This is a genomic window from Flavihumibacter stibioxidans, from assembly GCF_014332695.1.
Lineage (GTDB): Bacteria > Bacteroidota > Bacteroidia > Chitinophagales > Chitinophagaceae > Flavihumibacter > Flavihumibacter stibioxidans.
Genome location: NZ_MBUA01000027.1, coordinates 173,015 through 196,336, shown reverse-complemented (window position 1 = coordinate 196,336; position 23,322 = coordinate 173,015). Strand labels below are relative to the sequence as shown.

The window sequence follows — 23,322 nt, the reverse complement described above, 5'->3', positions numbered from 1 at the left end:
CGCTTATTTTGATATTGTTATGGACAACCCTTATTCTACTCTTCAAACCATTTACAACATCGTCAAAGATGATCCCCACCCAACCAGCTACCCCTGTAAGCCGGCGCAGATCATCGTTCGCCAGTTTTTACCATGGGACACCATCCTGGTTCATATCAACCGCTTACACGAGGAAGGCCTGGTAGTGTTGCAGCAACATGAAAGGTTTACCCTGGTAAAAATCACAGAGGAAGGTTTGATCAAATGCCAGACAGGCAGCGCGCTGGCTGCAATCAATGCAAATTCAATCTGATCTGCGCAAAACACCTGCGCAAAACACCTGCGCAAAACAAGCCCCTCTACAAAAAAATCCATAACCAGGATTTTTTCCTAACTTAAAGAAGGATTTAGTGCTACGATTGTGTTATCGGCCGCCGGGCCGAATTCCTAATGCCATATATCTGTTATGCAATTAAACGGAAAACACACCGTCAATGCGGCGCCATCTGTAATCTGGAAGATGCTGATGGATACCGATGTACTTGCCAAAATCGTCCCGGGCATTTCCAGGCTGGAAAAAACCGGCGACAATACCTACAAATCAATCCTGGATATCAAACTGGGACCGGTGAACAGTTCCTTCACCGGAAACCTGCAAATGGAAGACATTTCCGAAGAAAAAGGATTTGCCCTGAAAGTGCAGCAACACAGCAAGATCGGCAATGCCAATGCCGCCATTAAAATCGACCTCCTGCCCCTTGGTGAAAACCAGACCGAAATACAATTTGATGGACAGGCAAAAATGACCGGGTTGCTGGCCAGCATGGGCCAGCGGGTAATGGGGGGCGTTTCCGCCACCCTCACCAAACAGTTTTTTGCCAATCTCGAAAAAGAGCTGGATAAACAATAAACCATCTATACTATGTCCGTAAGAATTCATGTACGTGTAAACGGCGTGGACTATCACCACGACGTTGAACCAAGAACCCTGCTGGTGCAATACCTGCGCGACACACTTCGACTAACGGGCACGCACATAGGCTGTGACACCAGCAGTTGTGGCGCCTGTACGATCCATGTCAATGGCAAGGCCGCCAAAAGTTGCACCATGCTGGCTGTGCAGGCCGATGGCTGCGAGATCACCACCATTGAGGGGTTGTCCAACGGCATTGAACTGCATCCCCTGCAGGAAGGTTTCAGGGAATGTCATGGACTGCAGTGCGGCTTCTGCACACCGGGAATGATCATGACCGCAGCGGATCTGTTGCAACATAATCCCAACCCCGGTGAATCGGACATTCGCCATGCTCTTGAAGGCAATTTCTGCCGCTGCACCGGCTACCACAATATTGTAAAATCAGTTCAGTATGCTGCTGAAAAAATGCAGGCTGTTCAGCAAAACAAAAAGGAGGTTGCAGCATGAGCACTACTAACGGATGGATTGGAAAATCAGTAAAACGGGTAGAAGACAAAAGATTCATCACCGGCAAGGGAAACTATACGGATGATATCGTTCTCCCCCACCAGACCTATGCGTCTTTTGTTCGCAGCCCTTATGCGCATGCCCGCATACTTTCCGTAGACACCAGCGCCGCAGCAGCCATGCCCGGAGTGGTCGCCATCTTTACCGGAAAAGATGTGGCTGAAGTGAACGGTGTTCCCTGCGGCTGGTTGCTTCATTTTAAGAATGGCGACCCTATGAAGGAACCCAAGCACCCGCTGCTGGTGACCGACAAAGCCCTGCATGTGGGAGATGCCGTAGCCATCGTGATAGCGGAATCAGCCGCAGAAGCAAAAGACGCAGCCGAAGTCGTCATGGTAGACTACGAGGAATTGCCCGCGGTAACAGACGCATTTAAAGCCACACAGGCAGGCGCTTCGCTGGTGCATGATGATGCGCCCAACAATATCTGTTTCGACTGGACTCTGGGAAATCCCATTGAAGAAGTGGATGCCGCGATTGCTGCCTCGGCCCATGTGACCACCCTTGAGTTCGTGAACCAGCGCATGGTACCCAATGCCATCGAACCCCGGGCCTATAACAGCAGCTACGAAGCAAGCACAGATAAATATACTTTATACACTTCCACACAAAACCCACACCTCATCAGGTTGCTGATGTGTGCATTTGTATTAGGCATTCCTGAACATAAAGTGCGCGTGGTTGGTCCCGATGTTGGGGGCGGATTTGGCAGCAAGATCTTCCACTATACCGAAGAAGCACTGCTGACCTGGGCCACCCGTAAGATCGGCCGCCCGGTTAAATGGACTTCCACCCGGAGTGAAAGTTTCCTGTTGGATGCACATGGACGTGACCATATAACCAAGGCTGATATGGGCTTTGACAAGGATGGTAAAATCACGGCCCTACGGGTGAAAACCTATGCCAATCTCGGAGCCTATCTATCCACTTTCGCCAGTTGTGTACCGACCTATTTACATGGCACCTTGTTGCAGGGCTTGTACACCACACCCAAAATCAATGTGGATGTAACTGCTGTATTCACCAATACCTGTGTCGTGGATGCCTACCGCGGTGCCGGCCGCCCGGAAGCCACCTACCTGCTCGAAAGGCTGGTGGACCTCGCCGCACTGGAACTCAACACAGATCCGGTGGAACTGCGCATGAAGAATTTCATCCCGCCATTTGACGGAATCACCCAGCCCGGCTACCAGACCCAGGTGGCATTGCAATATGACAGCGGCAATTACCAGGGCGTTTTGAAAAAAGGAATTGAAATGCTCGGCTATGCCGACCTGCGCAAGGCCCAGAAAGAGGCCGCTGCCAATGGTCGTCTGCTGGGCATCGGCATATCTACGTATATAGAAGCCTGTGGCATCGCTCCTTCCGCCGTCGTAGGATCACTGGGCGCAAGGGCAGGGCTATACGAAGTTGGACAGGTCAGGATTCAGCCAACGGGGAAAGTGAGCGTTTACACCGGCGCACATTCACATGGCCAGGGGCACGAAACCACTTTCGCACAGGTGGTGGCCGACAAATTCGGCATCCCGATGGAAGATGTGGAGATCATTCATGGCGACAGTGAGGCAGTTGCCTTTGGAATGGGCACATACGGATCAAGAAGCCTCGCCGTTGGCGGCAGCGCCATTGTGAAAAGTATTGAAAAGATCATTGAAAAAGGCAAGAAAATCGCTGCCCATAAACTGGAAGCCAGTGAAGGCGATGTCAATTTTGAAAACGGGAAATTCACGGTTAAGGGTACCGACAAATCGGTGAGCTTCGGCGATGTTGCCCTCACTGCCTATGTGCCGCATCATTATCCGAAGGACCTGGAACCCGGACTCGATTTCAGCAGCTTCTATGACCCGGCCAATTTCACCTATCCTTTTGGCTGTCATATTGCCGTAGTGGAAGTGGAGAAAGAAACCGGCAAGGTCCACCTGAAACGGTTCGTGGCAGTGGATGATGTGGGTAATATCATCAACCCGATGATTGTGGAAGGACAGATCCACGGCGGTCTGGCGCAGGGCATCGGACAAGCCCTTTTCGAAGGCGCCGATTACGACGAAAACGGCCAGTTAACCAATGGATCCTATATGGACTACTGCATGCCCAGGGCAGATGATTTTCCGATGTTTGAAACCGCAAGCCAGGTAACACCCTGTCCGCACAACCCTTTAGGCGTGAAAGGTGCCGGAGAGGCAGGAGCTATCGGTTCCACTCCGGCTGTGGTGAATGCTGTGATCGATGCGCTCTGGAGTGCCGGTCACAAGGTGAAAGACATCAGGATGCCCATGACATCAGAAAGAGTATGGCGAGCCATGCAATCCTAAACAAACAAACAAGAAATTATGATACCCGTAGCATTTGACTACCAGAAAGCAGGCTCGGTTGACGAAGCGATCGCAGCTTTATCATCGGGCGATTCCAAAATACTGGCAGGCGGTCACAGTCTCCTCCCTGCCATGAAACTCAGGCTGAACCAGCCAGCCAAACTCATCGACATTTCCAGGATCGAAGCATTGAAAGGGATCCGCGAAGAAGGCGGCGAGATCGTGATCGGTGCCGGCACCACACATGGTGATATCGCAACCAGTGAACTGATCAGAAACAAATTATCCTTTTTTGCAGAAGCTGCTGCACTCATCGGCGACGTGCAGGTGCGAAATTATGGCACCATTGGCGGAAGCCTTGCCCATGCAGACCCGGCAGCAGACTGGCCGGCCCTGGTTTTGGCTGCCGATGCAGGCATAGAGGTAAAGGGAAGCGGTGGCTTGCGGAAAATTGCCGCAACTGATTTCTTTACCGGTTTCTTTTCTACTGCTCTCGGGGAAAATGAAATCATTACAGCCATCAGGGTACCTATTCCCGCAGCCGGAACAAAAATGAATTACCAGAAATTCTCACAACCAGCTTCCAGGTTTGCCATTGTGGGTTGCGCAGCAATGCGTTCTCCTGATGGTAAAACCAGGATCGCCTTTACGGGAGTAAGCGAAAATGCATTCCGGGCCACTGCTGCAGAAAATGCCCTCTCGGGCCAGCCGGTCTCAGATGCATCCATAGGGTCCGCTGCTGATCTGGCCCTGGCTGGGGTTAATGTCCTGGGTGACCATTTCGCCTCCTCAGAATACAGGCAGCACCTTGCAAGGGTTTATCTGGCCAAAGCATTGAATGCTGTAAGCTGACAACTGTTGAAATAACGCGTGCATGACAGTACATAAGAAGGAAGAAATTGACCTGCAGGATATCAAAAAAATGCTGCTGGACCAGGGTTATATTACCGATGATAGTGTGGCCATGTCGGTTTACCTGTCGCTCAGGCTTAATAAACCCCTGCTGATTGAAGGCCCCGCCGGTGTGGGTAAGACAGAGATCGCGAAAGTGATGGCCAGGGCCCTTGAAACCGACCTGATCAGGCTACAGTGCTATGAAGGACTGGATGCCACGCATGCCCTGTATGAATGGAATTACCAGCGCCAGCTGTTACACCTGAAGATGACCGAACAATCAGAGCAAAGCATTGAAGAAAAGGAACAAACCATTTTCAGCGATGCATTCCTCATGAAGCGCCCCCTGCTGCAGGCCATCACACACCACCAGAAGCCTGTATTACTCATTGATGAAATAGACCGTTCAGACGAAGAGTTTGAAAGCTTCCTGCTGGAAGTGCTGAGCGACTGGCAGATCACCATTCCTGAAACAGGCACCATTAAAGCCAGTCATATCCCGCAGGTGATACTAACGGGAAACCGTACACGCGAATTGAGCGATGCATTGCGCAGGAGATGTATGTACCTGTATATCGGTTATCCCGATTTTGAAAAAGAGTGGATGATCGTAAAAACAAAACTACCGGGGATCGAATCCAGGCTGGCGGAACAAATCACCCGTTTTGTACAGGAGTTGAGGGCTATGAAACTGGAGAAATCTCCCGGAATCGCAGAGACACTCGACTGGGCGGCGGCTTTATCAGCTTTACACATTGAATACCTTGACAAGGCCATCATTGAACAGACCCTTGGTCTGGTTATTAAGGACTGGAAAGACACCCGCCAGGTGCAGCTATCTCTCAGTGAGCTGATGGAAAAGACCGGCATCACTTCCAAGCTGCCTTAATCATGATCAGCCGTCAAACATCCCTGGCGAAAAATATCATTTTATTCTGCAGGTTCCTGCGGACTAAAGGCTATGCTATAGGACCGCCGGAAGAGAACCTGTTATTACTTGCACTGGCGGAAATAAATATCGGCAGCAAACAGGAATACCAGCTTGCCATGAGAGCCACCCTGTGCAAATCGCAAAAAGAGCTGGAACAGTTTGATGACCTCTTCAGGCAATTCTGGAAGGAACTGGATAAGGCCGTTGACGCCAAAGAAAAGCAGGTGCCGGAGAAAAAACAGGAAAAGCCAAAACCCGGTCCGGATGCATCTTTCAGGGCATTGCAGACCTGGCTGCATGGGAACCGAAATAAGGATACGGAAGAAACTGCCACTTTCAGCACCCGGGAAAACCTTGCCCGGAAAGATTTCAGCAATATCCCCGATGACGAGTTGTATTCACTGCAGCAATACCTCAGAACAATAGCAAGGAAACTCTCAGTGAAGGCTAACCGAAGGCATGAGCCATCCGGTAAAACCAGGCAACCCGACCTGCGCCGGACACTGCGTAAAAACCTTCGGCGCGGTGGTGAATTATTGGATATTGTTTACCGACGCCCCAAAAAAAACAGGATGAAGCTGGTGATCCTCTGTGATGCCAGCAGGTCTATGGAACTTTATACCGCCTTCCTGCTCCAGTTCCTGTATGCATTCCAGCAGGTTTTCAACCGGGTGGAAACTTTTGTATTCAGCACTGGACTTAAACGAATAACATCACAGTTAAAACAGCAGGAATTCTCTGACACAAAAAAAATATTAGGCACTGAAAAACTGGGCTGGAGCGGAGGCACAAGGATCGGAGCCTGCCTGGCGGACTTCGTGCGTGAGTATGCGGATAACCTGCTGGACAAAAAAACGATTGTGATCATCCTGAGTGATGGCTGGGACACCGGCGATCCACATGAGATCGCTGGTGCCCTGTCAGCCATTCATAATAAGTCTAAAAAAATCATCTGGCTCAATCCTCTTGCAGGTCATTCGGGTTACCAACCCGATACGGCCGGTATGCAGGCTGCCCTTCCCTATATTGATGTATTGGCAGCCGCGCACAATGCCGATAGCCTGAAAAAATTGGGCAACTGGCTGTAAATTAATCCAGTCCGCCCTTCCGGTTTGCCTTTCTTTGTGCAGGCCATTCCATTTGTTTACCCGTCACCGGATTTAGCGGCAATACTGCTTTTTCCCGGGAAGTCTTTTCCTTTTCCTCACAGGCCATATACACGAGTATTGCCGTCAGGATAGCATTGCTGCGTACGTCGTCGAACACAATTTTATCGTAGGTATCCCGATTGGTATGCCAGGTATAGCTGCCATATGACCAGCTCAAAGAGCTCAGTGAAAATGCCGGTGCACCAACAGCGACAAAAGAGGCATAATCAGATCCGCCGCCACCGGGTGTTCCGGGGAATCTTGTTTCGATTTCTTTGCGGATATTCTCCGGAACTTTTGACAACCAGCGGCCAAGATAGTCATAGGAATGAAGGAAACCCTGTCCCGCCAGGTTAACCACCCTGCCGGTCCCGTTATCCTGGTTGAATACGGCCTGGATATTGGATACGATCTCCGGGTGGTCTTCCACGAAGGCCCTGGAACCATTCAATCCCTGCTCTTCACTACCCCAGTGACCAACCATAATCGTTCTTCTGGGGTTGGGGTAAATCTTCTTCAATATACGCATGGCTTCCATCATCACGATGGTACCGGTAGCATTATCGGTAGCGCCGGTGCCGCCATCCCAGGAGTCAAAATGGGCGGAAAGCAACACGTATTCTTCTGGTTTCTCAGAACCTTTGATCTCGGCGATGGTATTAAACGTTGGCACTACACCCAGTTCTTTTGAATCGGCACGAATGCTGATCACCGGCCTGATACCCGATTCAGTCAGGCGATAGAGCATGCCATAATCTTCCAGCGCAATGTCAACGGTGGGAATCTTCGTCGTATTGGCTCCGAAAATTTTATTAACCCCAAAACCAGAAGACCAGTTGGATAAAATGATGCCGGCTGCTCCCGCTTTTTCCAAAGCACGCGCCAGGTCTTTGTTACTCAGCCCAGTCTTGCTGATCCTTTTCCGCCAGGCCTCGGACTGAGCCGCCCTGTTTTTCTTCATTTTCTCAAAGGAATCTTTGGTGGCATATTCTTCCCAGTTATAATCCGGACGCCCGGTTGGCTGGTTCATGGAAATCAGTACGAACTTCCCCTTAACTGCGGGTAACCATTGCTGAAAGGAAATGGAATCCGGCTGGTCCGCGATAATAATAGTTTCTGCGGTAACAGATTTTCCTTTGGTGCCGGGACTCCAGGCGAGCTGCATTCCTTCCAGGGATTTGACCCTTGGCGAGATCATATCAATATGGGTTGCCCCCCGTTCCCATCCGCGCCATTCCCCCCATGTTTCCATGCGGGCGGGGATGCCCCATTCATTGTATTTTTTGATGGCCCAGTCTTTTGCCTGGGTCATCTGTGGCGTCCCTACCAGCCTCGGACCTATACCATCCACCAGCTCATGCGCCAGTTTTTCAAGATGTGAATTCTCCGTGGCCTCCTTTACAATGCCGCTGACGATTAGTGAATCATTATTGTTTGCCAGTCCCACTGACCCGACAAACAATAACCCTGATAACAAAATTGGCTTCAAATTTCTCATGTTGTTTGTGCTTGTTTTATTCCAGATTACGCGCCATATATTCAGCAATCTTTTTTTCTGATTCGTGCGGACTTGCGGAAAGGGTATCAACAATCCTTTTCTGCTCCACAGCAGATTTGTTCTGACTAAGCTTTTGGACAGCCTGCAGGTCATCGACATGGATCTCAAATGCAACGATACCATTCAGCATTTTAAGTTTGAATTCCAGGGGAAGTCCATCCCACTGGACCTTATACCCGGGTTCATACTGATTTATCATATCCTCCAGCATAGCCATGGCAGCGCCCGGCTCAGAAACCAGGCTGGCATTCCCATATGCATGAACGGAGATATAGTTCCAGGTAGGCACGGATTGTTCCTTATCGTAATGTTTGGGGGAAATATACGCATGGGGTTCGCTGAAGATCACCAGTACCCGACCACCGTCAAGATCTTTCCATTGATCATTTGCCTTTGCGAAATGAGCAGCCATGGTAATCCGCCCCTCTTTACGCGAAACAGTAAAGGGGAGATGGGTGGCTATGGGAAGATTATTCTTTGCCGTAACTATCGTTGCAAAACTGTATTGCTGCATGAAAGAAAATATTTCCTCTTCGTTTTCGGCACGGAAATGCTTTGGAATATACATGTTAATTTTAAAAAATCTCTGATGAAAAATGGTTAAACTGCTTCAATCAAAACTATAAAGGCTGCCCGGATTTTCGGAAACCTGTTTGATGAACGGAAAATTGTCCTGCCTTCCGGAAACATCAGCAATTTTTGCAACCGCGCCAAATTTGTAATTTGGTCAGCTAAACCACATAAAAAAACATAGATGCCAGCATTTATAATTGATGGAATCCGCACTCCTATCGGAAGTTTTGGCGGAACCCTGGCGCCAGTCAGGGCGGATGACCTGGCGGCCATGGTGATCCGCGAGTTGATGAGAAGGAATGCAAACATATCACCTTTCGAAATTGATGATGTGATACTGGGCTGTGTGAACCAGGCGGGTGAAGACAACAGGAACGTGGCCAGGATGTCACTGCTGCTGGCCGGACTGCCCTATACAGTTCCCGGGGAAACTGTGAATCGGTTATGTGCTTCGGGGATGAGCGCCGTTATAAATGCCGCCAGGGCCATTCATAATGGTGATGGCGAACTCTTTATTGCCGGCGGTGTGGAGCACATGACCCGCGGGCCATATGTGTTATCCAAGAGCAGTAAAGCATTTGGCACGGACCAGAAAATGTTTGACAGCAGTTTTGGCTGGCGGTTTATAAATCCCGAAATGGAGAAAATGTACGGGGTGGACGCGATGGGCGTTACTGCAGAAAACCTTGCTGCCATATACAAAATTAGTCGGGAGGATCAGGACGCATTTGCGTATCGTTCGCAGATGAAGGCAGCCAATGCGGCCTCCGGCGGGCGTTTCGCGGAAGAAATATTACCAGTGCATATTCCCGGCAAAAAAAGCCATACCAGTTTCGAACAGGATGAGTTTATTAAACCCGCCACCACCATTGAGGGGCTGGCGAAACTCAATCCCGCTTTCAAAAAAGAAAATGGCACTGTAACAGCCGGTAACGCTTCCGGCCTGAATGATGGCGCTGTGGCATTGCTGGTAGCATCAGAAACGGCCGTTAGAAAACATGGTATTCAACCAAAAGCAAAGATCCTAGCCAGTGCAGTCATAGGTTGCGAGCCCCGTATCATGGGAATCGGCCCGGTTGAAGCCACCAAAAAGGCCCTGGCGAAAGCCGGCCTTACACTGGACGATATAGACATAATAGAACTCAACGAAGCTTTCGCCGCACAAAGTCTTGCCTGCATACGTGAACTGGGGATGAAAGATGATGATCCAAGAATTAACCCGAACGGAGGAGCCATTGCACTGGGGCACCCGCTGGGAATGACCGGTGCAAGGATCATTTATACTGCTTCCCTGGAATTACAAAAACAACAAAAAAAATATGCATTGGTAACCATGTGTATTGGAGTTGGGCAGGGTTATGCAGTAATCCTGGAGAATGCGTTCTGATTATATTTCCTGAATCATTTGATGAAGCACCCAATGCGGGATTGACACAAAAAAAGAGATCCCTGATAATTCTACCTATCAGGAATCTCTTTTTTCTGTTCCAGTTAATCAAAATGCCTCTGAACATTTCCAATCTGACGGATCTGAATTCGTATCATGCGCTTGCCATACTATTACCAGAGATTATACATTACCTGTTACTTCTTCCGCCACGGGCTTTAATTACCACGTCTATATAGGTCAGATTGTTCAAATAATCAACCACAGCGGTACCACCTCCTCCTCCATCTACCGCTGCAACTTCGATTTCCTCAGCCGGAGTAATGATACCGGTATTAGCATCAAAGAATGTATTAAGTACAGTACCAGGTCCTGATTCATCAAAACTAAAAGTAATCCGGTAAACGCCTGCTCCATCGTTGAGTTTCTTCAAATCCCAGGTATAGCCAAAAATGATCTTACCCTTCACATTCACCTCTGCATTGTAATATCCGGGTCCATCGGCAGCTTCATGCACTGCCTTGCTGAATACTGGAGCATTTGCATCGCCTATCCAGATATGGTTTGTTGCATCCCATGTGAGGTTTGGTGACAATGAAGTGAGTCGCTGAATGGTAAGTCTGGCGTGCCGTGAGAAAACTGTAGCCTTACTTCCTGGTCCGGTTACAACGGTATTGTTTAGTTGAGTCTGAAGTCCATGCATTTCGTCTACGCCCCATCCTGATACATGCCTCATGGCATATTGTAATACAGGTGCCGGCAGGTTTTCATACAATACCACTTCTGTCCGGACTTTTGATGTAAGATTCCAATCTATTGACTCCAGGTTATCACCCCAGTCAATCGAATCAACATTTAAGATTTCGGTGGCCGGTTCGTTGTAGGCTTTCCAGAAATTCCTCGCATCCTTCTGCAGGTATGCTTTGTAAACTGTACTGGTTCCGTCTCCGGGAGTTGAACCATCCAGACATACAGCCGGATTAGCCGGGTTGGGCTGGCAACTATAGATAGGAGCCTGCGGGTCAATCGGATCCACACCCCACACATACCACCATCCACCCTGAAGCAGTACATCCGTGTCAGTAAGGCCTGTAGGCGCTACTCTCAGAGGCAGTTCTGCTCCTTCAGACCAGATTACGGGGAAAGACAGGTTGTTTCCAACAGATTCATCTCCGCCGGATCCGCCACCATATTTTGCCAGCACTTCCTGGTTATCAGGAAACATTGCCTCTTTCTGACAACTGGCAAATAATATTACACTCGCGAAAAACACACTGGCTCGCAGCAAAGTATTAAACGCTTTCATAATTATTAATTTTTAGGTTAAAAATGAATTACGTAAACAAAGAGAAAATCTATATAAGTTCTTACAGGAATTAATATCAGAGTGATATTGGGTTACAGAGGTATTAGAATATCCAGCAGCATTAATTAAACCACATTCGAATGTAACAAAACATAAAATCAGGAAAGATGACTTCAATCAATTCATTTTATAATTATGATCATTTTTTTTTGGATAAATATTATATAACGTAATCGTATACCCGAAAATAAATATTCAGAAACTGCCCCTGCCGCAGAAGTACAAGGGCAGTTTAGAATTTTACAAACTAATGGGGTTCGTCATGGGAATCATCATGGCATCCTTCAGACACCAGATCCTGGCTGATAGAAAACAATTTATCTGCGGTAAAGCTGTTACCCTTTACCACTCCACTGATCCTCACTGAATAATTACCTTCCAGGGTCAGGCCGGAAAAAGTCTGTTCAGGAATCAATGCACGGGAACCTCCTTCATTATCATTGCCGGGAAAATCGTCTCCTTCGCCCCTTTGTATGGCATTGACCGACTTATCACTTCCTACACCGCTATCAAAAGCATAAAAAACATCAGGGTTTCCGTATATACCTGCGTTTACTTCATAATGCCAGTTAGCATTATCCTGCAGGGTATGGTCCGGAGTGCGGGTTTCAATAACCTGGCCATTGTGTATCAATTCAATTTTCAGGTCTGTAAGCCTGGATGTCAGGTCATCATTTCGCATGGAAAATGAATATTTCTTCGACCAGCTATTGCTGCCGGTTGTTTTTTCCAGGAAGGAGGCCGATGCCACAAAAATATTGGTAAGGTGTACATCTACTGAGCGGCCGTCAACAATTTCAAGAGTCCATCCTGTTTTTTCCGGATAGGTACCCGGCACTTTGGGGGTACAGGTTACGGTTTTAGGCTGTTCCTCCCCGGCAATAAAACTAACAACCTGCAAAGGTGTTCCATACCAGAAATTACATTTGTTATCCTGGAAAGCTTTATGTTTTCCACGTTCAATCTGGCCGGAGCTGGGGTTACCGGAGGTTGTCAGCGTAAAATATTCATCAAAGGAAGCAAGCGCATCATTTCTTTCAGCCCAGTTATAGGACCATGTCTGATATGTCCATGGTTCAGTCGTTAAAATCTGGTAATGCCTGCTTATTCCCCTTACATTAACCTGCACTGACTGGGCGGTTTTGGATCCTGCCCTGGAATCAGATGGCAATTTTATGGCAGCACTGTTCAGTAAATCATTTTCGGCAATCCGGGCATCGTTCACAACTTCTTTCTGACAGCTGAATAATACAAGGGAAAATACCACAACCAGGACCAGTTGTTTATATAAGTGTTTCACGATTGTTGTATTTAGTGAATCAATAATAACTACATCTGCAACCACCCTTACTGATGCCAATGAGCATTGGCAATATCCTAAATCACTCAACCTTAGGTTGCTTTAGGGCAGTAGGTCTATTTTCACTGTAAGTACATTGGTCGGAAGTTTTCCCGTGAATATTGTGCTGCCATCACGGTATTAAAGTTGGCTGATACCCTGAAATATTTTTACCATACAGATGCTCACCACACTGGAATACAAGGGATATCGGTAAAATAACTGGAGGAAGAAATTAAACAGGTTAATTTCAAAAGTGAATATAATTCAACATATATATAACCAGAATGATTAAAGTCACACACCGTTAGGATAAATATCACGATAAAATAAGTGAAACCCTTGAAAGCTGTTGCTATCAAGGGTTTCACTTATTTTGTGCCCAGGACTGGATTCGAACCAGCACACCTCGCGGCGCCGCCACCTGAAGACGGTGCGTCTACCAATTTCGCCACCTGGGCATCCGTTGTTTGTGTAACGGGGTGCAAATATACACAAAGAATAATTCCCTCCAAAAATCTGAAAACTTTTTTTCACCACTTCCCGCACCGTTGTTACCTAACTCCCACACTCATTTCTTCCACCCGATCAGCAACACTCCCACTATCACCAATGCTGTACCAATAATCTGTTGCGTATGTATTACTTCGCCCAAAAAAATATTGGCCTGGATAATCGTTGATATAGGTCCAATACTGGAAACAATGGCCGTATTATTGGAGCCGATCCTTTTCATTCCGGCAGATATCAAAAAAGAAGGCACAACCGTTGAAAGGATTGCCAGCAGGAACCCGAATTTCCATATCTCCGGTGTAAACTGTGTTTCTCCAATTTGATGCGTCAGCAGAAAATGTACAAACACTCCAACAGTGGCTGATAACATGGCATAGGCTGTATAACGGGTAACACCTACCTGCGGAATCAACCGACCACTACCCGACATATAAATGGCATAGGTAATGGAACAGGCAAATACCGCCAGGCTGCCCAGCATGAAATTGGGATTACCGGCATCCAGCCTGAACTCCCCATAGTAAGCAATACCGATTCCAATATAGGTAAGCAATAAAGCCCATTTTTGCCGCTTCCCCAGCACCTGCTTAAATACAAAAAAATTGATCAGTGCAGTGAAACTGGGATACAAAAAAAGAATCAGTCTTTCCAGTCCCGCAGAAATGAATTGCAAGCCTACGAAATCGAACCAACTGCTCACATAATAACCCATCAGTCCGGTCAGGAATACCAGCACCCATTGCCTGGAACTAAGGCTGGCAGGTTCTTTCCGGCGCACCCACCAGGCCGCCAGCAAAAAAAAGGGCAGGGAAAAAACCATGCGCAAGGCCAGCAGTGTGATGACATCGAGCTTTACATCGCGGAAGGCCATTTTCACCAGTACGGCCTTGGTTGAAAACAAAACTGCACCGGAAAAAGTAATGAGGATACCAATCCAGTGCAGTTTTTTATGATCAGTTAATTCAGCCACTATACGCTTACATTAAAATCGCGCAGGGCATCATTCAAACTTGTCTTCAGGTCGGTGCTGGGCTTGCGCTGGCCAATGATCAGGGCGCAGCTTACATTGTATTCGCCGGCAGGAAACTTCTTGGGATAGGTACCGGGAATCACCACGGACCTGGCCGGAACACGGCCCTTGTATTCCACAGGTTCTGCGCCGCTTACATCAATGATCCTGGTACTCTGGGTGAGTACCACATTGGCGCCGAGCACCACTTCTTTTTCCACATGTACACCTTCTACCACAATACAGCGGGAGCCGATGAAACAGCCATCTTCAATAATAACCGGTGCAGCCTGGAGCGGTTCCAGCACGCCGCCGATCCCAACGCCCCCACTCAGGTGAACCCCCTTGCCTATCTGCGCGCAGCTTCCTACGGTAGCCCAGGTATCAACCATGGTACCTTCATCTACATAGGCCCCGATGTTTACATAACTGGGCATCAGCACCACATTCCTGGCAATATAGGCGCCATATCGGGCAACCGCATGAGGAACCGCGCGAACACCCAGGGATGCGTAGTTCTTTTTAAGCTCCATCTTGTCATAGAATTCAAAGGGAGGCATTTCCCAGGTCTTCATCTGCTGAATCCCGAAATACATCAGGATGGTCTGCTTCACCCATTCATTTACCACCCAGCCATTTTCGCCGGGGCTTGCCACCCGCAGGCGGCCTTTATCCACTTCTTCCATTACGGCACGAACCGCATCGCTGTAGGTTTGGTCTTTCAGGAGTTCCCGGTTGTTCCAGGCCTGAATTATCTGGTCTTGTAATGACATTGCTTGTTGAAATTTTGGCGAAAATACAGATAAAGACCTTTTCACTTCACCCTTCCCCTCCTGCTACAATATCTTTATCCCCACACCCACCTGGAAACCTTTGTTCTTCCAGGCATTGTCAATGTCCCCGGAGTTGATCTCATTGAGGTTGGTGAAATAGCGCCCGGTAATACGAAAGGCTCCGAAATTCAGCTGGGCACCTGCCGCAACGGACACCACCCCGGCATTGAAAGCATCCCTGCCATTCTCCAGCAGGTTTTTGTCTGAGTTCAGCAGCACCCCGAACTGCGGACCGGCATGCACAGAGAACCAATCCAGCAATCGATAGTTCAGGGTGATCGGAATAGATAAATAATTCAGTTTAACCTCCTGGCGACTGGAACCTTCCACCGCGTTGTTGATGATGTCTTCAAAATCATCAGCAGTGCGGGTCTTGTATTCGGTCCATAGCAGCTCTGGCTGGATAAACCATTTTTTACCGAGTCCTACTTCCGCAAAACCACCAAGATGGTAACCATAATTGAATTCATCTGCCATGGCTTTGCCATCAACCTTGGTAATATTGGCACCGCCTTTAATGCCAAAATGCAAGCCCTGCGCCTGCAGGAATGAAACGGCCATCAATGAGGCCACTAGTAACACGAGTCTGGATTTCATACAGTTGGTATTTGAATGAAAGGTAGCCCAAGTTATATGCCAACGGTTATGCGTGCCTGTTAAATTAAAATCAAAGAATAAAACATTAAACTTTTCTCGTTTTGAAAAGTCTGAAGCCGCTGATCATCAAACAAGCTCGATTACCGTTATCTCGGGCAATATTCCCACGCGGCCGGGATAGCCTATAAACCCGAAACCGCGGTTTACATACAATTTCTGTTTGCCCGATTCATACAATCCTGCCCACTGGCGATACATATATTGAACCGGACTCCACCTGAAGCCCGGAATTTCCACCCCAAACTGCATGCCGTGAGTATGCCCGCTCAGCATCAGGTCTATGTCCCCGTATCGTTCCCGAACCTCTCCATCCCAATGACTGGGATCATGGCTCATCAGGATTTTAAAGGGATATTTATCCGCCCCTGCATAAGCATCGGGCAGCTTTCCATATTTGGGAAAATTCCCCTTGGCACTCCAGTTTTCAATTCCCAGCAAAGCAATCTGGTGCCCGTCTTTTTCCAGCACCACATGTTCATTCATTAACAGGCGCCAGCCCATTTCAGCATGAACGCCCTTCAGGCTCTCCAGGTTATCCATTTTTACCCGGTCAGATTCCCATCGGTAGTAATCTCCATAATCATGGTTTCCCAACACTGAATAAACCCCCATGGGTGCATCCAGTTTTGCGAACAGTTTTTTAAACTCATCCATTTCCACGGCACGGTCATTCACCAGGTCACCGGTAAATAATATGATATCTGCCTGCTGGTGCAGGATTTTTTCAATTCCTTTCCGAACTGCCTGGTGATCGGTGAAGCTGCCCGCATGGATATCACTGATGTGAAGGATCTTCATACCCTTAAACGCACCGGGCAGGTTCTCAAAAGCCAGCTTCAGCTTTTTTACATTGTAATTATACTTATTGGTAAACCCGTAAACAAGGGTCCCGAACAGCGTACTACCTGCTGCCAGCCCCAGCCAGGAAAGAAAGGCAGATCGGGTAATTCCGTTTTCAGCAGATTGGAGGGATGAAGAGCCGGAGAACCTGGACGCAATCCAGGTGGTGCCACGGCGGAGGTCATCCACCACAAAAAACATTGAACTGATCAGTTTTGCAAAAAACAGCCCGATGATAATGGCCACCAGGTAAGTGCGCAGTGATTTAGGCCATTGCTCTGATTGCAGATTGGGCAAAAAGATGAATACCAGTACGGCAAGGATCGCCACCGCCCAGTAGGCGCCGAACAGGACCAGCCTGAGTTTCGGGCTCAGGGATTGGCTCACAAGCTTAAGTACCTGAAAAATATAGAGGTCCAGTGCCAGCAAAACGAAGACAATCACCCATATAAATCCGGAATTACGCATAGATTAAATTTAAAACTCAATAAACTCATTCAATTGCTGGTTAATGGCTTTAAGGGTCGGTTCATCCTTTACGGAACCATCGGGATTCAGTAAAACCGTCACCACCGAAATCGGTAGTTTATTCGGGTGCACCACCACCTTCATATAATTAAGGATGCCGGTCAGGTGCTCCATCCCCCGAAGATTGCCTGCCCGCCCGGTGGAAACGCCGGTCAGCAGGGCTTTTTTACCCCACCAGGCCCGCTGGATATCACTGCTGTCAAAGAGAGATTTCAGCACACCGGGAATGCTCCCGTTGTATTCCGGAGAAATAAAAATGAACTTTTGGGTGGGAACCAGTATCTCTTCTTCCAGTGATTTGATGGCCTGGTTCCGGGTACTGACGTCCAGGTTTTCGAGGGAAACCAACCTTGCTTCAATGCCTTTTTCCTTTAATAATTGCTGGTATTGTGTAGCGATTTTAATCGTATTACTGCCCGTTCGGTTGGTACCGGATATGATTGTGTACATGAATATTTGTTTCGGCCTGCAAAAATCTGCCATTCCATAACAACTGCCAAGATGGTTTGTTCCGCTTTTTTTACGCTGAAACGTTATTTTTGCCATCCTGACCAAAAAAATGATCTGAAACATGCAATTCACCTATTACGGACATTCCTGTTTTTCCGTATCCATCAATGGTAAAAACCTGCTTTTCGACCCTTTCATCAGCTACAATGAACTGGCCGCAGGGATTGATGTGAACAGCATCAAAGCAGATTATATCCTGGTTTCACATGGGCATGTGGACCATATAGCGGATGGAGTTTCCATTGCCAAAAGGACCGGGGCCAAAATGATTGCCAACTGGGAAATCCACGAATGGCTGAATAAACAGGGAGTGGAAAATACCCACCCGATGAATATCGGTGGAAGCCGGGACTTTGGTGATTTCAGGGTGAAATGTGTGGTTGCGCAGCATTCCAGCGGACTTCCTGACGGTAGTTACGGCGGCAATCCCATGGGATTTATTGTGTATTCAGATGCCGGCAATTTCTACTATAGCGGCGACACAGCTTTAACCCTTGACATGCAGCTCATTCCGCGGTGGGCAAAACTTAATTTTGCGGTATTGCCAATTGGGGACAACTTTACCATGAATGCCGCCGATGCACTTGCCTGCGCTGAAATGATCCAGTGCCAGCAGGTTATTGGTGTTCATTACGATACATTCGGATACATCAAAATTGATCATGAAGCCGCCAGGCAGACTTTTTCTGCCGGTGGTAAAAAGCTGATCCTGGCCGCTATCGGCGAAACCATCAGTATATAACCTGAACCCTGAAAAACAGAGCAAGAACGAGGATCTTATTATGGCTAGAATCATTGGCGTTGCAAATCAGAAGGGTGGTGTAGGCAAAACCACCACTGCCATCAACCTGGCAGCGAGCTTTGCCGTGCTGGAATTCCGCACCCTGTTGGTAGATGCCGACCCACAGGCAAACAGTACCACGGGTACAGGGTTCGACCTGCACAATATTACACAGAGCCTGTACGATTGTATGGTGAACGGCACGCCCATCCGGGATGTGATCCTGAAAACCGATATTCCGCACCTCGATGTAGTGCCATCCCATATCGACCTGGTGGGCGCCGAGATCGAAATGATCAACTACCCGAACCGGGAAAATGTGTTGAAGGGCATTCTCGAACCCATTCAGAATGATTACGACTTTATCGTGATCGACTGCTCCCCTTCCCTGGGCCTTATCACGGTAAATGCACTGACCGCCGCCAATTCTGTCATCGTACCGGTTCAGACCGAGTTTTTTGCCCTGGAAGGATTGGGCAAATTGCTGAACACCATCAAGATCGTTCAAAACCGCCTGAACCCCGAACTGGTGATCGAGGGAATCCTGATGACTATGTACGATGGCCGCCTGCGTCTCTGCAACCAGGTGGTCAGCGAGGTAAGGCGTCATTTTGACGAACTGGTATTTGATACCATCGTTCACCGCAACACCCGTATCAGTGAAGCGCCCTCCGTGGGAAAACCGGTAATATTATATGATGCCTTTAGCAAGGGTTCGGTGAATTACCTGAACCTGGCCAAAGAGATCCTGCAGAAAAACAATATGACCCGTATCAGCCAGGAAGAACGAATTATAGAAATGGAAGAACCCGAAGAGGAAGAAGAAGCCTGATTACTTTTTCACTCATTGACCCATTGACCCATTGACTCATTCACCATGAACAAACCAGATAAAAAAGAAGCGCTTGGAAAAGGAATCCGTTCCTTGTTGCAGAATATTGATGCCGATCTGAAGAATACTGCCGGACAACTGAAGCCACAGGTAGTGGAAGCCGCTACCAGCATGCTTCGTATCCCTATCGGCCAGATCGAAACCAACCCGAAACAACCCCGCCATGATTTTGATGAGCAGGCCCTGAATGAACTGGCCGCCTCAATCAAAATCCATGATATCATACAGCCCATTACCGTATCGAAACTCCCTAACGGCAAATACCGCCTGATTTCAGGAGAAAGAAGGTTCAGGGCATCAAAAATCGCAGGACTCAAAGACCTGCCGGCTTATATCCGCCAGGCCGATGACCAGCAATTGCTGGAACTGGCCCTACTGGAAAACCTTCAGCGCGAAGACCTCAATGCCATCGAAGTGAGCCTGAGTTATAAGCGCATGATGGACGAACTGAACTACACACAGGAACAGGTGGCCGAGCGCATGGGCAAGGAAAGAAGCACGGTTGCCAACTATATCCGGCTGCTGAGACTGCCACCGGATATCCAGGTTGCTGTACGCAATGGAGATATCTCCATGGGCCATGCACGTGCCCTGATCAATGTGGACGTGGTGGACAAGCAGTTGTATATTTTCAATGAGATTAAAACAAAGGGACTTTCCGTTCGCCAGACCGAAGAACTGGTGCGCAAGATGTACAAGGAAGATGCCCCGGCTGTTAAAACTGAGGCAAAAACTTCACTGCCGCCTGCTTACAAGAAAATAGAAGATAATTTAGCGTCCCATTTCAGCACCCGGGTAAAACTCAACCATAGTAAAAAAGGCCATGGCAGTATTACCCTTGAATATTACTCAATCCAGGAACTGAACAAGATCCTGGAAGCGATGGGTGTTACGGTGAATTGATCGCATGAAAAACAGATTCCTGATCGGATGCATTACTGCCGCCCTGCTGGCGGGAGTACCAGTTTTTTCGCAGGTGGACACCACCCGAAAGCCTGTTCCCGTTGATACGGTTCCTATGGTAGTGGTTCCCGCAGCACCGGCAGATTCCGTCATCACCAAAGTGGGTGGCCAGACCATTAAATCAGCCATCCCTTCAGAAACAGCCCAAAAGGACAGCCTGCCTTCGGGGAAAATGGAACCAAAAAAACATGATCCCCGCAAGGCCACCATACGTTCGGCCATTATTCCCGGCTGGGGACAGGCATACAATAAGAAATACTGGAAGATCCCGGTAGTATATGCGGCACTCGGAGTAACCGGCTATATCTTCTTTGACAATATTAAAACCTACAAGGAAGTACGGTACGCCTATAGGGTTACGGTTGGTAAAGACACTGCCAACTGGGTAAATGTGGCCGATTATCTCAAACCATTTGTGGAAGGCGGTTATACCACATCACTCGACAATTACCGCAGGGAGTTCAGGAGAAATATCGACTATTCCGTCCTGGTGTTTCTGTTGTTCTGGGGACTTAATGTGATTGATGCCACCGTGGATGCACACCTGAAGGAATTTGATGTGAGTCCTACCCTGAGCATGAAATTGAAACCAATGCTTCCCTCCCAGCCTGTTGCCGGCGGAATGCCTGCCGGAACAGGTATTTCACTGGTATTCGACCTGCACAAGGCGAAGCCTAAGACCCTGTTTGGCAAGTAGGGCAAATGGCAGCTTGCTTCAATTTAAGTAGCTTTGCCATGATATAATTTACCTCTCTTACAGATTTATCAGCAAAATAAACAACTTTAAAACTCCCGGATAAAAATGAAAATCGCACTCATCGGATATGGTAAAATGGGACAGGCAATCGAAGCCATTGCCCTGCAGCGGGGTCATGAAATTGTATTGAAAATCGATATAAACAATGCACATGAAATGAACCATGAAAACCTGTCCAAAGCCGATGTAGCCATAGAATTCACGAGCCCCCACAGTGCCTATGAAAATGTGATGAAACTGCTGGAATACAATACCCCGGTTGTGTGCGGCTCAACGGGATGGCTCGACAAATACGAGGCGGTGGAAGAGTATTGCCTGCAAAAGCAGGGCGCGTTTTTATATGCCAGTAATTATTCCGTCGGCGTTAACCTGTTTTTTGAACTCAACAAAAAGCTGGCTGCCCTGATGGCCAACCAGTCGGAGTATGCCGTTTCAATGGAGGAAATCCATCACACCCAGAAAAAAGACGCCCCTTCCGGTACTGCTGTTACCCTGGCAGAGCAGATCATGCACCATATCCCCCGTTTAAAAAAGTGGGTTAACCATGCATCCGGCAAACCGGAGGAACTGGCGATCGTCAGCGAGCGGATTGATCCTGCCCCCGGCACACACAAGGTTTTATACAGTTCCGCCATCGATGATATAGAAATTATCCATACTGCGCATAACCGTACCGGTTTCGCCACCGGTGCTGTAATGGCTGCCGAATTCCTGGCCGGCAGGAAAGGCATTTACGGCATGAAGGATGTGCTTGGTTTCTGATTGCCCGCACGGGTGTCCGCGAAGAAGGATTAATCCTTTAGCAGGGATTCAACGGTATCTTCAAACTCTTTTATAAAATTCGTATACTGGTCGCCGGTAGCTGGTCCGTAAAATCCAGAATGCACTTTTTTCACCCCGCCGTCCCTTCCGATAAATATCAGGCTGGGGAACGCCTTTATAGGGCTGAGCTGGGGCAGTGTCTTTTCAGTACGAAGCGTGTCTGAACTGGTCACCCCGGTAATCAGCATGGGGTAGGTCACGGCGAAACGCTGCTGCAATTTTTTCAGGCTTTTCCTGGACCTTTCCACATCAGTGCTGTATTCATATGCCAGGGATATTATTTCAAGTCCCCTCGTGAAATTCTTTTTATAGTAAGCGCTCAGGAAGTTTGTTTCATCCATGCAATTGGGGCACCAGCTTCCCATCAGTTGTATGATCACCACTTTATTCTGAAAGCGTTCGTCTCTGATACCGACCATATTTCCATCCAGGTCGGGGAAACGAAAGTCCAGGGGCCCCGCACCCGGCTTTACATGAATAGCAAAAGCCTCCCTGGAAAGACCAGCAGAATCATTCCTGCGACCGCTGAGTTTTTCAACCGTTGTAGGGCCTGCATAAATGCCTCCCCCGCTGATGGTGTTTTCATCTTTAATGCCAGCGGAAATAAAATAGACATGGCTGCCGTTAAACGTACTCAGGAACAGGCTGTCCCCTTTTACAATACCATCCAGGTATCTGTAATCGCCGGTTGGGGTAAGAATCGTTCCTGTTAGCCGGCTTCCTTTTTGTTCCAGTTCAGCAATAGCCGGCCTTGTGGTGCCATTCGGACGAATGATCTCCAGTTCCCACTTTCCGCTGACCCGGAACCTGGGCGGGGCACCCGGAAGGAAACGGGGTTCTTTCCCGTATTTTGCCATGAATGGCATCACGAGATTATTGCCGGCGGTACCCTTAATCCAGTTTCCCCTGAGAGATCCGTCTGCCTGTAACTCAAGGGCGAAAGACGCTTCAAAAAATGGCATTTCAATAAAAACAGAATCACCTTTTAAATTAATCTGCCTTACCTCCAGCCTTTCCTGTGCATTGTGGATGCGGATAACAGGTCGGCGATTGTGATAGCTGACATCGAAATTGAATACAATATGATGCCCATCGGCTCTCAGCAACTGACCTTTCCACAAACCGGATTTCAGCGTTTGAGCATCGAGGTTAGCCGATACCAGGAAAATTGCCGCCAGGAAAACAGATAACATCCTCATATTCTTCAATCTTAACCTGTAAAATACATCATAATGGCCACAGTTGCC

Annotated in this window: 23 protein-coding genes and 1 tRNA gene; 13 read left to right on the top strand and 11 right to left on the bottom strand. The window is 48.2% G+C overall.

Features of this window, described 5'->3' with window-relative positions; all coding sequences use genetic code 11:
- Positions 1-19 precede the first annotated feature (19 nt).
- The 7 genes from BC349_RS14705 (at position 20) to BC349_RS14675 (ending at position 6,687) form a co-directional block, all read left to right on the top strand.
- Positions 20-292: a hypothetical protein gene (locus tag BC349_RS14705; protein WP_187257534.1), complete on the top strand. Its 273-nt coding sequence runs from the start codon at positions 20-22 to the stop codon at positions 290-292.
- Positions 293-445: 153 nt separating this feature from the next.
- Entirely contained in the window at positions 446-889 is a 444-nt protein-coding gene (locus tag BC349_RS14700) for an SRPBCC family protein (protein WP_187257533.1), read from the top strand.
- A gap of 12 nt (positions 890-901) precedes the next feature.
- On the top strand, positions 902-1,402 hold the full coding sequence (locus BC349_RS14695; protein ID WP_187257532.1) for a (2Fe-2S)-binding protein: 501 nt from the start codon (positions 902-904) through the stop codon (positions 1,400-1,402).
- A complete protein-coding gene (locus BC349_RS14690; protein ID WP_187257531.1) occupies positions 1,399-3,774 on the top strand; it encodes a xanthine dehydrogenase family protein molybdopterin-binding subunit in 2,376 nt (791 codons plus the stop codon). The genes BC349_RS14695 and BC349_RS14690 overlap by 4 nt, the downstream gene beginning before the upstream one ends.
- A gap of 18 nt (positions 3,775-3,792) precedes the next feature.
- Positions 3,793-4,626 (top strand): FAD binding domain-containing protein, encoded by an 834-nt coding sequence (locus BC349_RS14685; RefSeq protein ID WP_187257530.1) that lies wholly within the window; start codon positions 3,793-3,795, stop codon positions 4,624-4,626.
- A 22-nt stretch (positions 4,627-4,648) separates the two neighbouring features.
- Entirely contained in the window at positions 4,649-5,557 is a 909-nt protein-coding gene (locus BC349_RS14680) for an AAA family ATPase (RefSeq protein WP_187257529.1), read from the top strand.
- A 2-nt stretch (positions 5,558-5,559) separates the two neighbouring features.
- Entirely contained in the window at positions 5,560-6,687 is a 1,128-nt protein-coding gene (locus tag BC349_RS14675) for a vWA domain-containing protein (RefSeq protein WP_187257528.1), read from the top strand.
- Position 6,688: 1 nt separating this feature from the next.
- Here the strand turns inward: BC349_RS14675 and BC349_RS14670 are convergent, their stop codons facing one another.
- Positions 6,689-8,245 (bottom strand): M20/M25/M40 family metallo-hydrolase, encoded by a 1,557-nt coding sequence (locus BC349_RS14670; RefSeq protein ID WP_187257527.1) that lies wholly within the window; start codon positions 8,243-8,245, stop codon positions 6,689-6,691.
- Positions 8,246-8,261: 16 nt separating this feature from the next.
- Complete coding sequence (locus BC349_RS14665) at positions 8,262-8,873, bottom strand: FMN-binding negative transcriptional regulator (protein WP_187257526.1); 612 nt, start codon at positions 8,871-8,873, stop codon at positions 8,262-8,264.
- Between the two features lie 186 nt (positions 8,874-9,059).
- On the opposite strand from BC349_RS14665, the gene pcaF reads away from it, so the two are divergent.
- Complete coding sequence (gene pcaF / locus BC349_RS14660; protein ID WP_187257525.1) at positions 9,060-10,265, top strand: 3-oxoadipyl-CoA thiolase; 1,206 nt, start codon at positions 9,060-9,062, stop codon at positions 10,263-10,265.
- Between the two features lie 190 nt (positions 10,266-10,455).
- Here pcaF and BC349_RS14655 read toward each other — a convergent pair whose 3' ends face one another.
- The 8 genes from BC349_RS14655 to BC349_RS14620 all read right to left on the bottom strand — a co-directional run bounded on the left by BC349_RS14655 (position 10,456) and on the right by BC349_RS14620 (position 17,800).
- On the bottom strand, positions 10,456-11,571 hold the full coding sequence (locus BC349_RS14655) for a hypothetical protein (protein WP_187257524.1): 1,116 nt from the start codon (positions 11,569-11,571) through the stop codon (positions 10,456-10,458).
- A gap of 307 nt (positions 11,572-11,878) precedes the next feature.
- Positions 11,879-12,931 carry a hypothetical protein gene (locus tag BC349_RS14650; protein ID WP_187257523.1) on the bottom strand — a complete coding sequence of 351 codons (1,053 nt, stop codon included), beginning with the start codon at positions 12,929-12,931 and terminating at the stop codon, positions 11,879-11,881.
- 418 nt (positions 12,932-13,349) lie between these two features.
- Positions 13,350-13,431, bottom strand: a tRNA-Leu gene (locus BC349_RS14645).
- Positions 13,432-13,541: 110 nt separating this feature from the next.
- On the bottom strand, positions 13,542-14,453 hold the full coding sequence (locus BC349_RS14640; RefSeq protein WP_343063735.1) for a DMT family transporter: 912 nt from the start codon (positions 14,451-14,453) through the stop codon (positions 13,542-13,544).
- On the bottom strand, positions 14,453-15,265 hold the full coding sequence (locus BC349_RS14635; protein ID WP_187257522.1) for a 2,3,4,5-tetrahydropyridine-2,6-dicarboxylate N-succinyltransferase: 813 nt from the start codon (positions 15,263-15,265) through the stop codon (positions 14,453-14,455). The genes BC349_RS14640 and BC349_RS14635 overlap by 1 nt, the downstream gene beginning before the upstream one ends.
- 63 nt (positions 15,266-15,328) lie before the next feature.
- On the bottom strand, positions 15,329-15,922 hold the full coding sequence (locus BC349_RS14630; RefSeq protein WP_187257521.1) for a porin family protein: 594 nt from the start codon (positions 15,920-15,922) through the stop codon (positions 15,329-15,331).
- A 126-nt stretch (positions 15,923-16,048) separates the two neighbouring features.
- On the bottom strand, positions 16,049-17,290 hold the full coding sequence (locus BC349_RS14625; RefSeq protein ID WP_187257520.1) for a metallophosphoesterase: 1,242 nt from the start codon (positions 17,288-17,290) through the stop codon (positions 16,049-16,051).
- Between the two features lie 9 nt (positions 17,291-17,299).
- Positions 17,300-17,800: an NADPH-dependent FMN reductase gene (locus BC349_RS14620; RefSeq protein ID WP_187257519.1), complete on the bottom strand. Its 501-nt coding sequence runs from the start codon at positions 17,798-17,800 to the stop codon at positions 17,300-17,302.
- Positions 17,801-17,921: 121 nt separating this feature from the next.
- Here BC349_RS14620 and BC349_RS14615 point away from each other — a divergent pair, with 121 nt between their 5' ends.
- From BC349_RS14615 to dapB, 5 genes are all read left to right on the top strand, one after another.
- Positions 17,922-18,602, top strand: a complete 681-nt coding sequence (locus BC349_RS14615) for a metal-dependent hydrolase (RefSeq protein WP_187257518.1) — start codon at positions 17,922-17,924, stop codon at positions 18,600-18,602.
- 40 nt (positions 18,603-18,642) lie between these two features.
- Positions 18,643-19,473: a ParA family protein gene (locus tag BC349_RS14610; RefSeq protein ID WP_187257517.1), complete on the top strand. Its 831-nt coding sequence runs from the start codon at positions 18,643-18,645 to the stop codon at positions 19,471-19,473.
- 45 nt (positions 19,474-19,518) lie between these two features.
- Complete coding sequence (locus BC349_RS14605) at positions 19,519-20,436, top strand: ParB/RepB/Spo0J family partition protein (RefSeq protein ID WP_187257516.1); 918 nt, start codon at positions 19,519-19,521, stop codon at positions 20,434-20,436.
- A gap of 4 nt (positions 20,437-20,440) precedes the next feature.
- Positions 20,441-21,193: a DUF5683 domain-containing protein gene (locus BC349_RS14600; protein ID WP_187257515.1), complete on the top strand. Its 753-nt coding sequence runs from the start codon at positions 20,441-20,443 to the stop codon at positions 21,191-21,193.
- 105 nt (positions 21,194-21,298) lie between these two features.
- Entirely contained in the window at positions 21,299-22,015 is a 717-nt protein-coding gene (gene dapB / locus BC349_RS14595; RefSeq protein WP_187257514.1) for a 4-hydroxy-tetrahydrodipicolinate reductase, read from the top strand.
- A gap of 29 nt (positions 22,016-22,044) precedes the next feature.
- Here the strand turns inward: dapB and BC349_RS14590 are convergent, their stop codons facing one another.
- Positions 22,045-23,274: a peroxiredoxin family protein gene (locus BC349_RS14590; RefSeq protein WP_246456971.1), complete on the bottom strand. Its 1,230-nt coding sequence runs from the start codon at positions 23,272-23,274 to the stop codon at positions 22,045-22,047.
- Positions 23,275-23,322: the final 48 nt, after the last annotated feature.

Excerpts from the sequence above, each read along its gene's own strand:
- BC349_RS14705 (WP_187257534.1), top strand. The coding sequence starts at position 20 with ATGGACAACCCTTATTCTACTCTTCAAACCATTTACAACATCGTCAAA.
- BC349_RS14700 (WP_187257533.1), top strand. The coding sequence starts at position 446 with ATGCAATTAAACGGAAAACACACCGTCAATGCGGCGCCATCTGTAATC.
- BC349_RS14695 (WP_187257532.1), top strand. The coding sequence starts at position 902 with ATGTCCGTAAGAATTCATGTACGTGTAAACGGCGTGGACTATCACCAC.
- BC349_RS14690 (WP_187257531.1), top strand. The coding sequence starts at position 1,399 with ATGAGCACTACTAACGGATGGATTGGAAAATCAGTAAAACGGGTAGAA.
- BC349_RS14685 (WP_187257530.1), top strand. The coding sequence starts at position 3,793 with ATGATACCCGTAGCATTTGACTACCAGAAAGCAGGCTCGGTTGACGAA.
- BC349_RS14680 (WP_187257529.1), top strand. The coding sequence starts at position 4,649 with ATGACAGTACATAAGAAGGAAGAAATTGACCTGCAGGATATCAAAAAA.
- BC349_RS14675 (WP_187257528.1), top strand. The coding sequence starts at position 5,560 with ATGATCAGCCGTCAAACATCCCTGGCGAAAAATATCATTTTATTCTGC.
- BC349_RS14670 (WP_187257527.1), bottom strand. The coding sequence starts at position 8,245 with ATGAGAAATTTGAAGCCAATTTTGTTATCAGGGTTATTGTTTGTCGGG.
- BC349_RS14665 (WP_187257526.1), bottom strand. The coding sequence starts at position 8,873 with ATGTATATTCCAAAGCATTTCCGTGCCGAAAACGAAGAGGAAATATTT.
- pcaF (WP_187257525.1), top strand. The coding sequence starts at position 9,060 with ATGCCAGCATTTATAATTGATGGAATCCGCACTCCTATCGGAAGTTTT.
- BC349_RS14655 (WP_187257524.1), bottom strand. The coding sequence starts at position 11,571 with ATGAAAGCGTTTAATACTTTGCTGCGAGCCAGTGTGTTTTTCGCGAGT.
- BC349_RS14635 (WP_187257522.1), bottom strand. The coding sequence starts at position 15,265 with ATGTCATTACAAGACCAGATAATTCAGGCCTGGAACAACCGGGAACTC.
- BC349_RS14630 (WP_187257521.1), bottom strand. The coding sequence starts at position 15,922 with ATGAAATCCAGACTCGTGTTACTAGTGGCCTCATTGATGGCCGTTTCA.
- BC349_RS14625 (WP_187257520.1), bottom strand. The coding sequence starts at position 17,290 with ATGCGTAATTCCGGATTTATATGGGTGATTGTCTTCGTTTTGCTGGCA.
- BC349_RS14620 (WP_187257519.1), bottom strand. The coding sequence starts at position 17,800 with ATGTACACAATCATATCCGGTACCAACCGAACGGGCAGTAATACGATT.
- BC349_RS14615 (WP_187257518.1), top strand. The coding sequence starts at position 17,922 with ATGCAATTCACCTATTACGGACATTCCTGTTTTTCCGTATCCATCAAT.
- BC349_RS14610 (WP_187257517.1), top strand. The coding sequence starts at position 18,643 with ATGGCTAGAATCATTGGCGTTGCAAATCAGAAGGGTGGTGTAGGCAAA.
- BC349_RS14605 (WP_187257516.1), top strand. The coding sequence starts at position 19,519 with ATGAACAAACCAGATAAAAAAGAAGCGCTTGGAAAAGGAATCCGTTCC.
- BC349_RS14600 (WP_187257515.1), top strand. The coding sequence starts at position 20,441 with ATGAAAAACAGATTCCTGATCGGATGCATTACTGCCGCCCTGCTGGCG.
- dapB (WP_187257514.1), top strand. The coding sequence starts at position 21,299 with ATGAAAATCGCACTCATCGGATATGGTAAAATGGGACAGGCAATCGAA.
- BC349_RS14590 (WP_246456971.1), bottom strand. The coding sequence starts at position 23,274 with ATGAGGATGTTATCTGTTTTCCTGGCGGCAATTTTCCTGGTATCGGCT.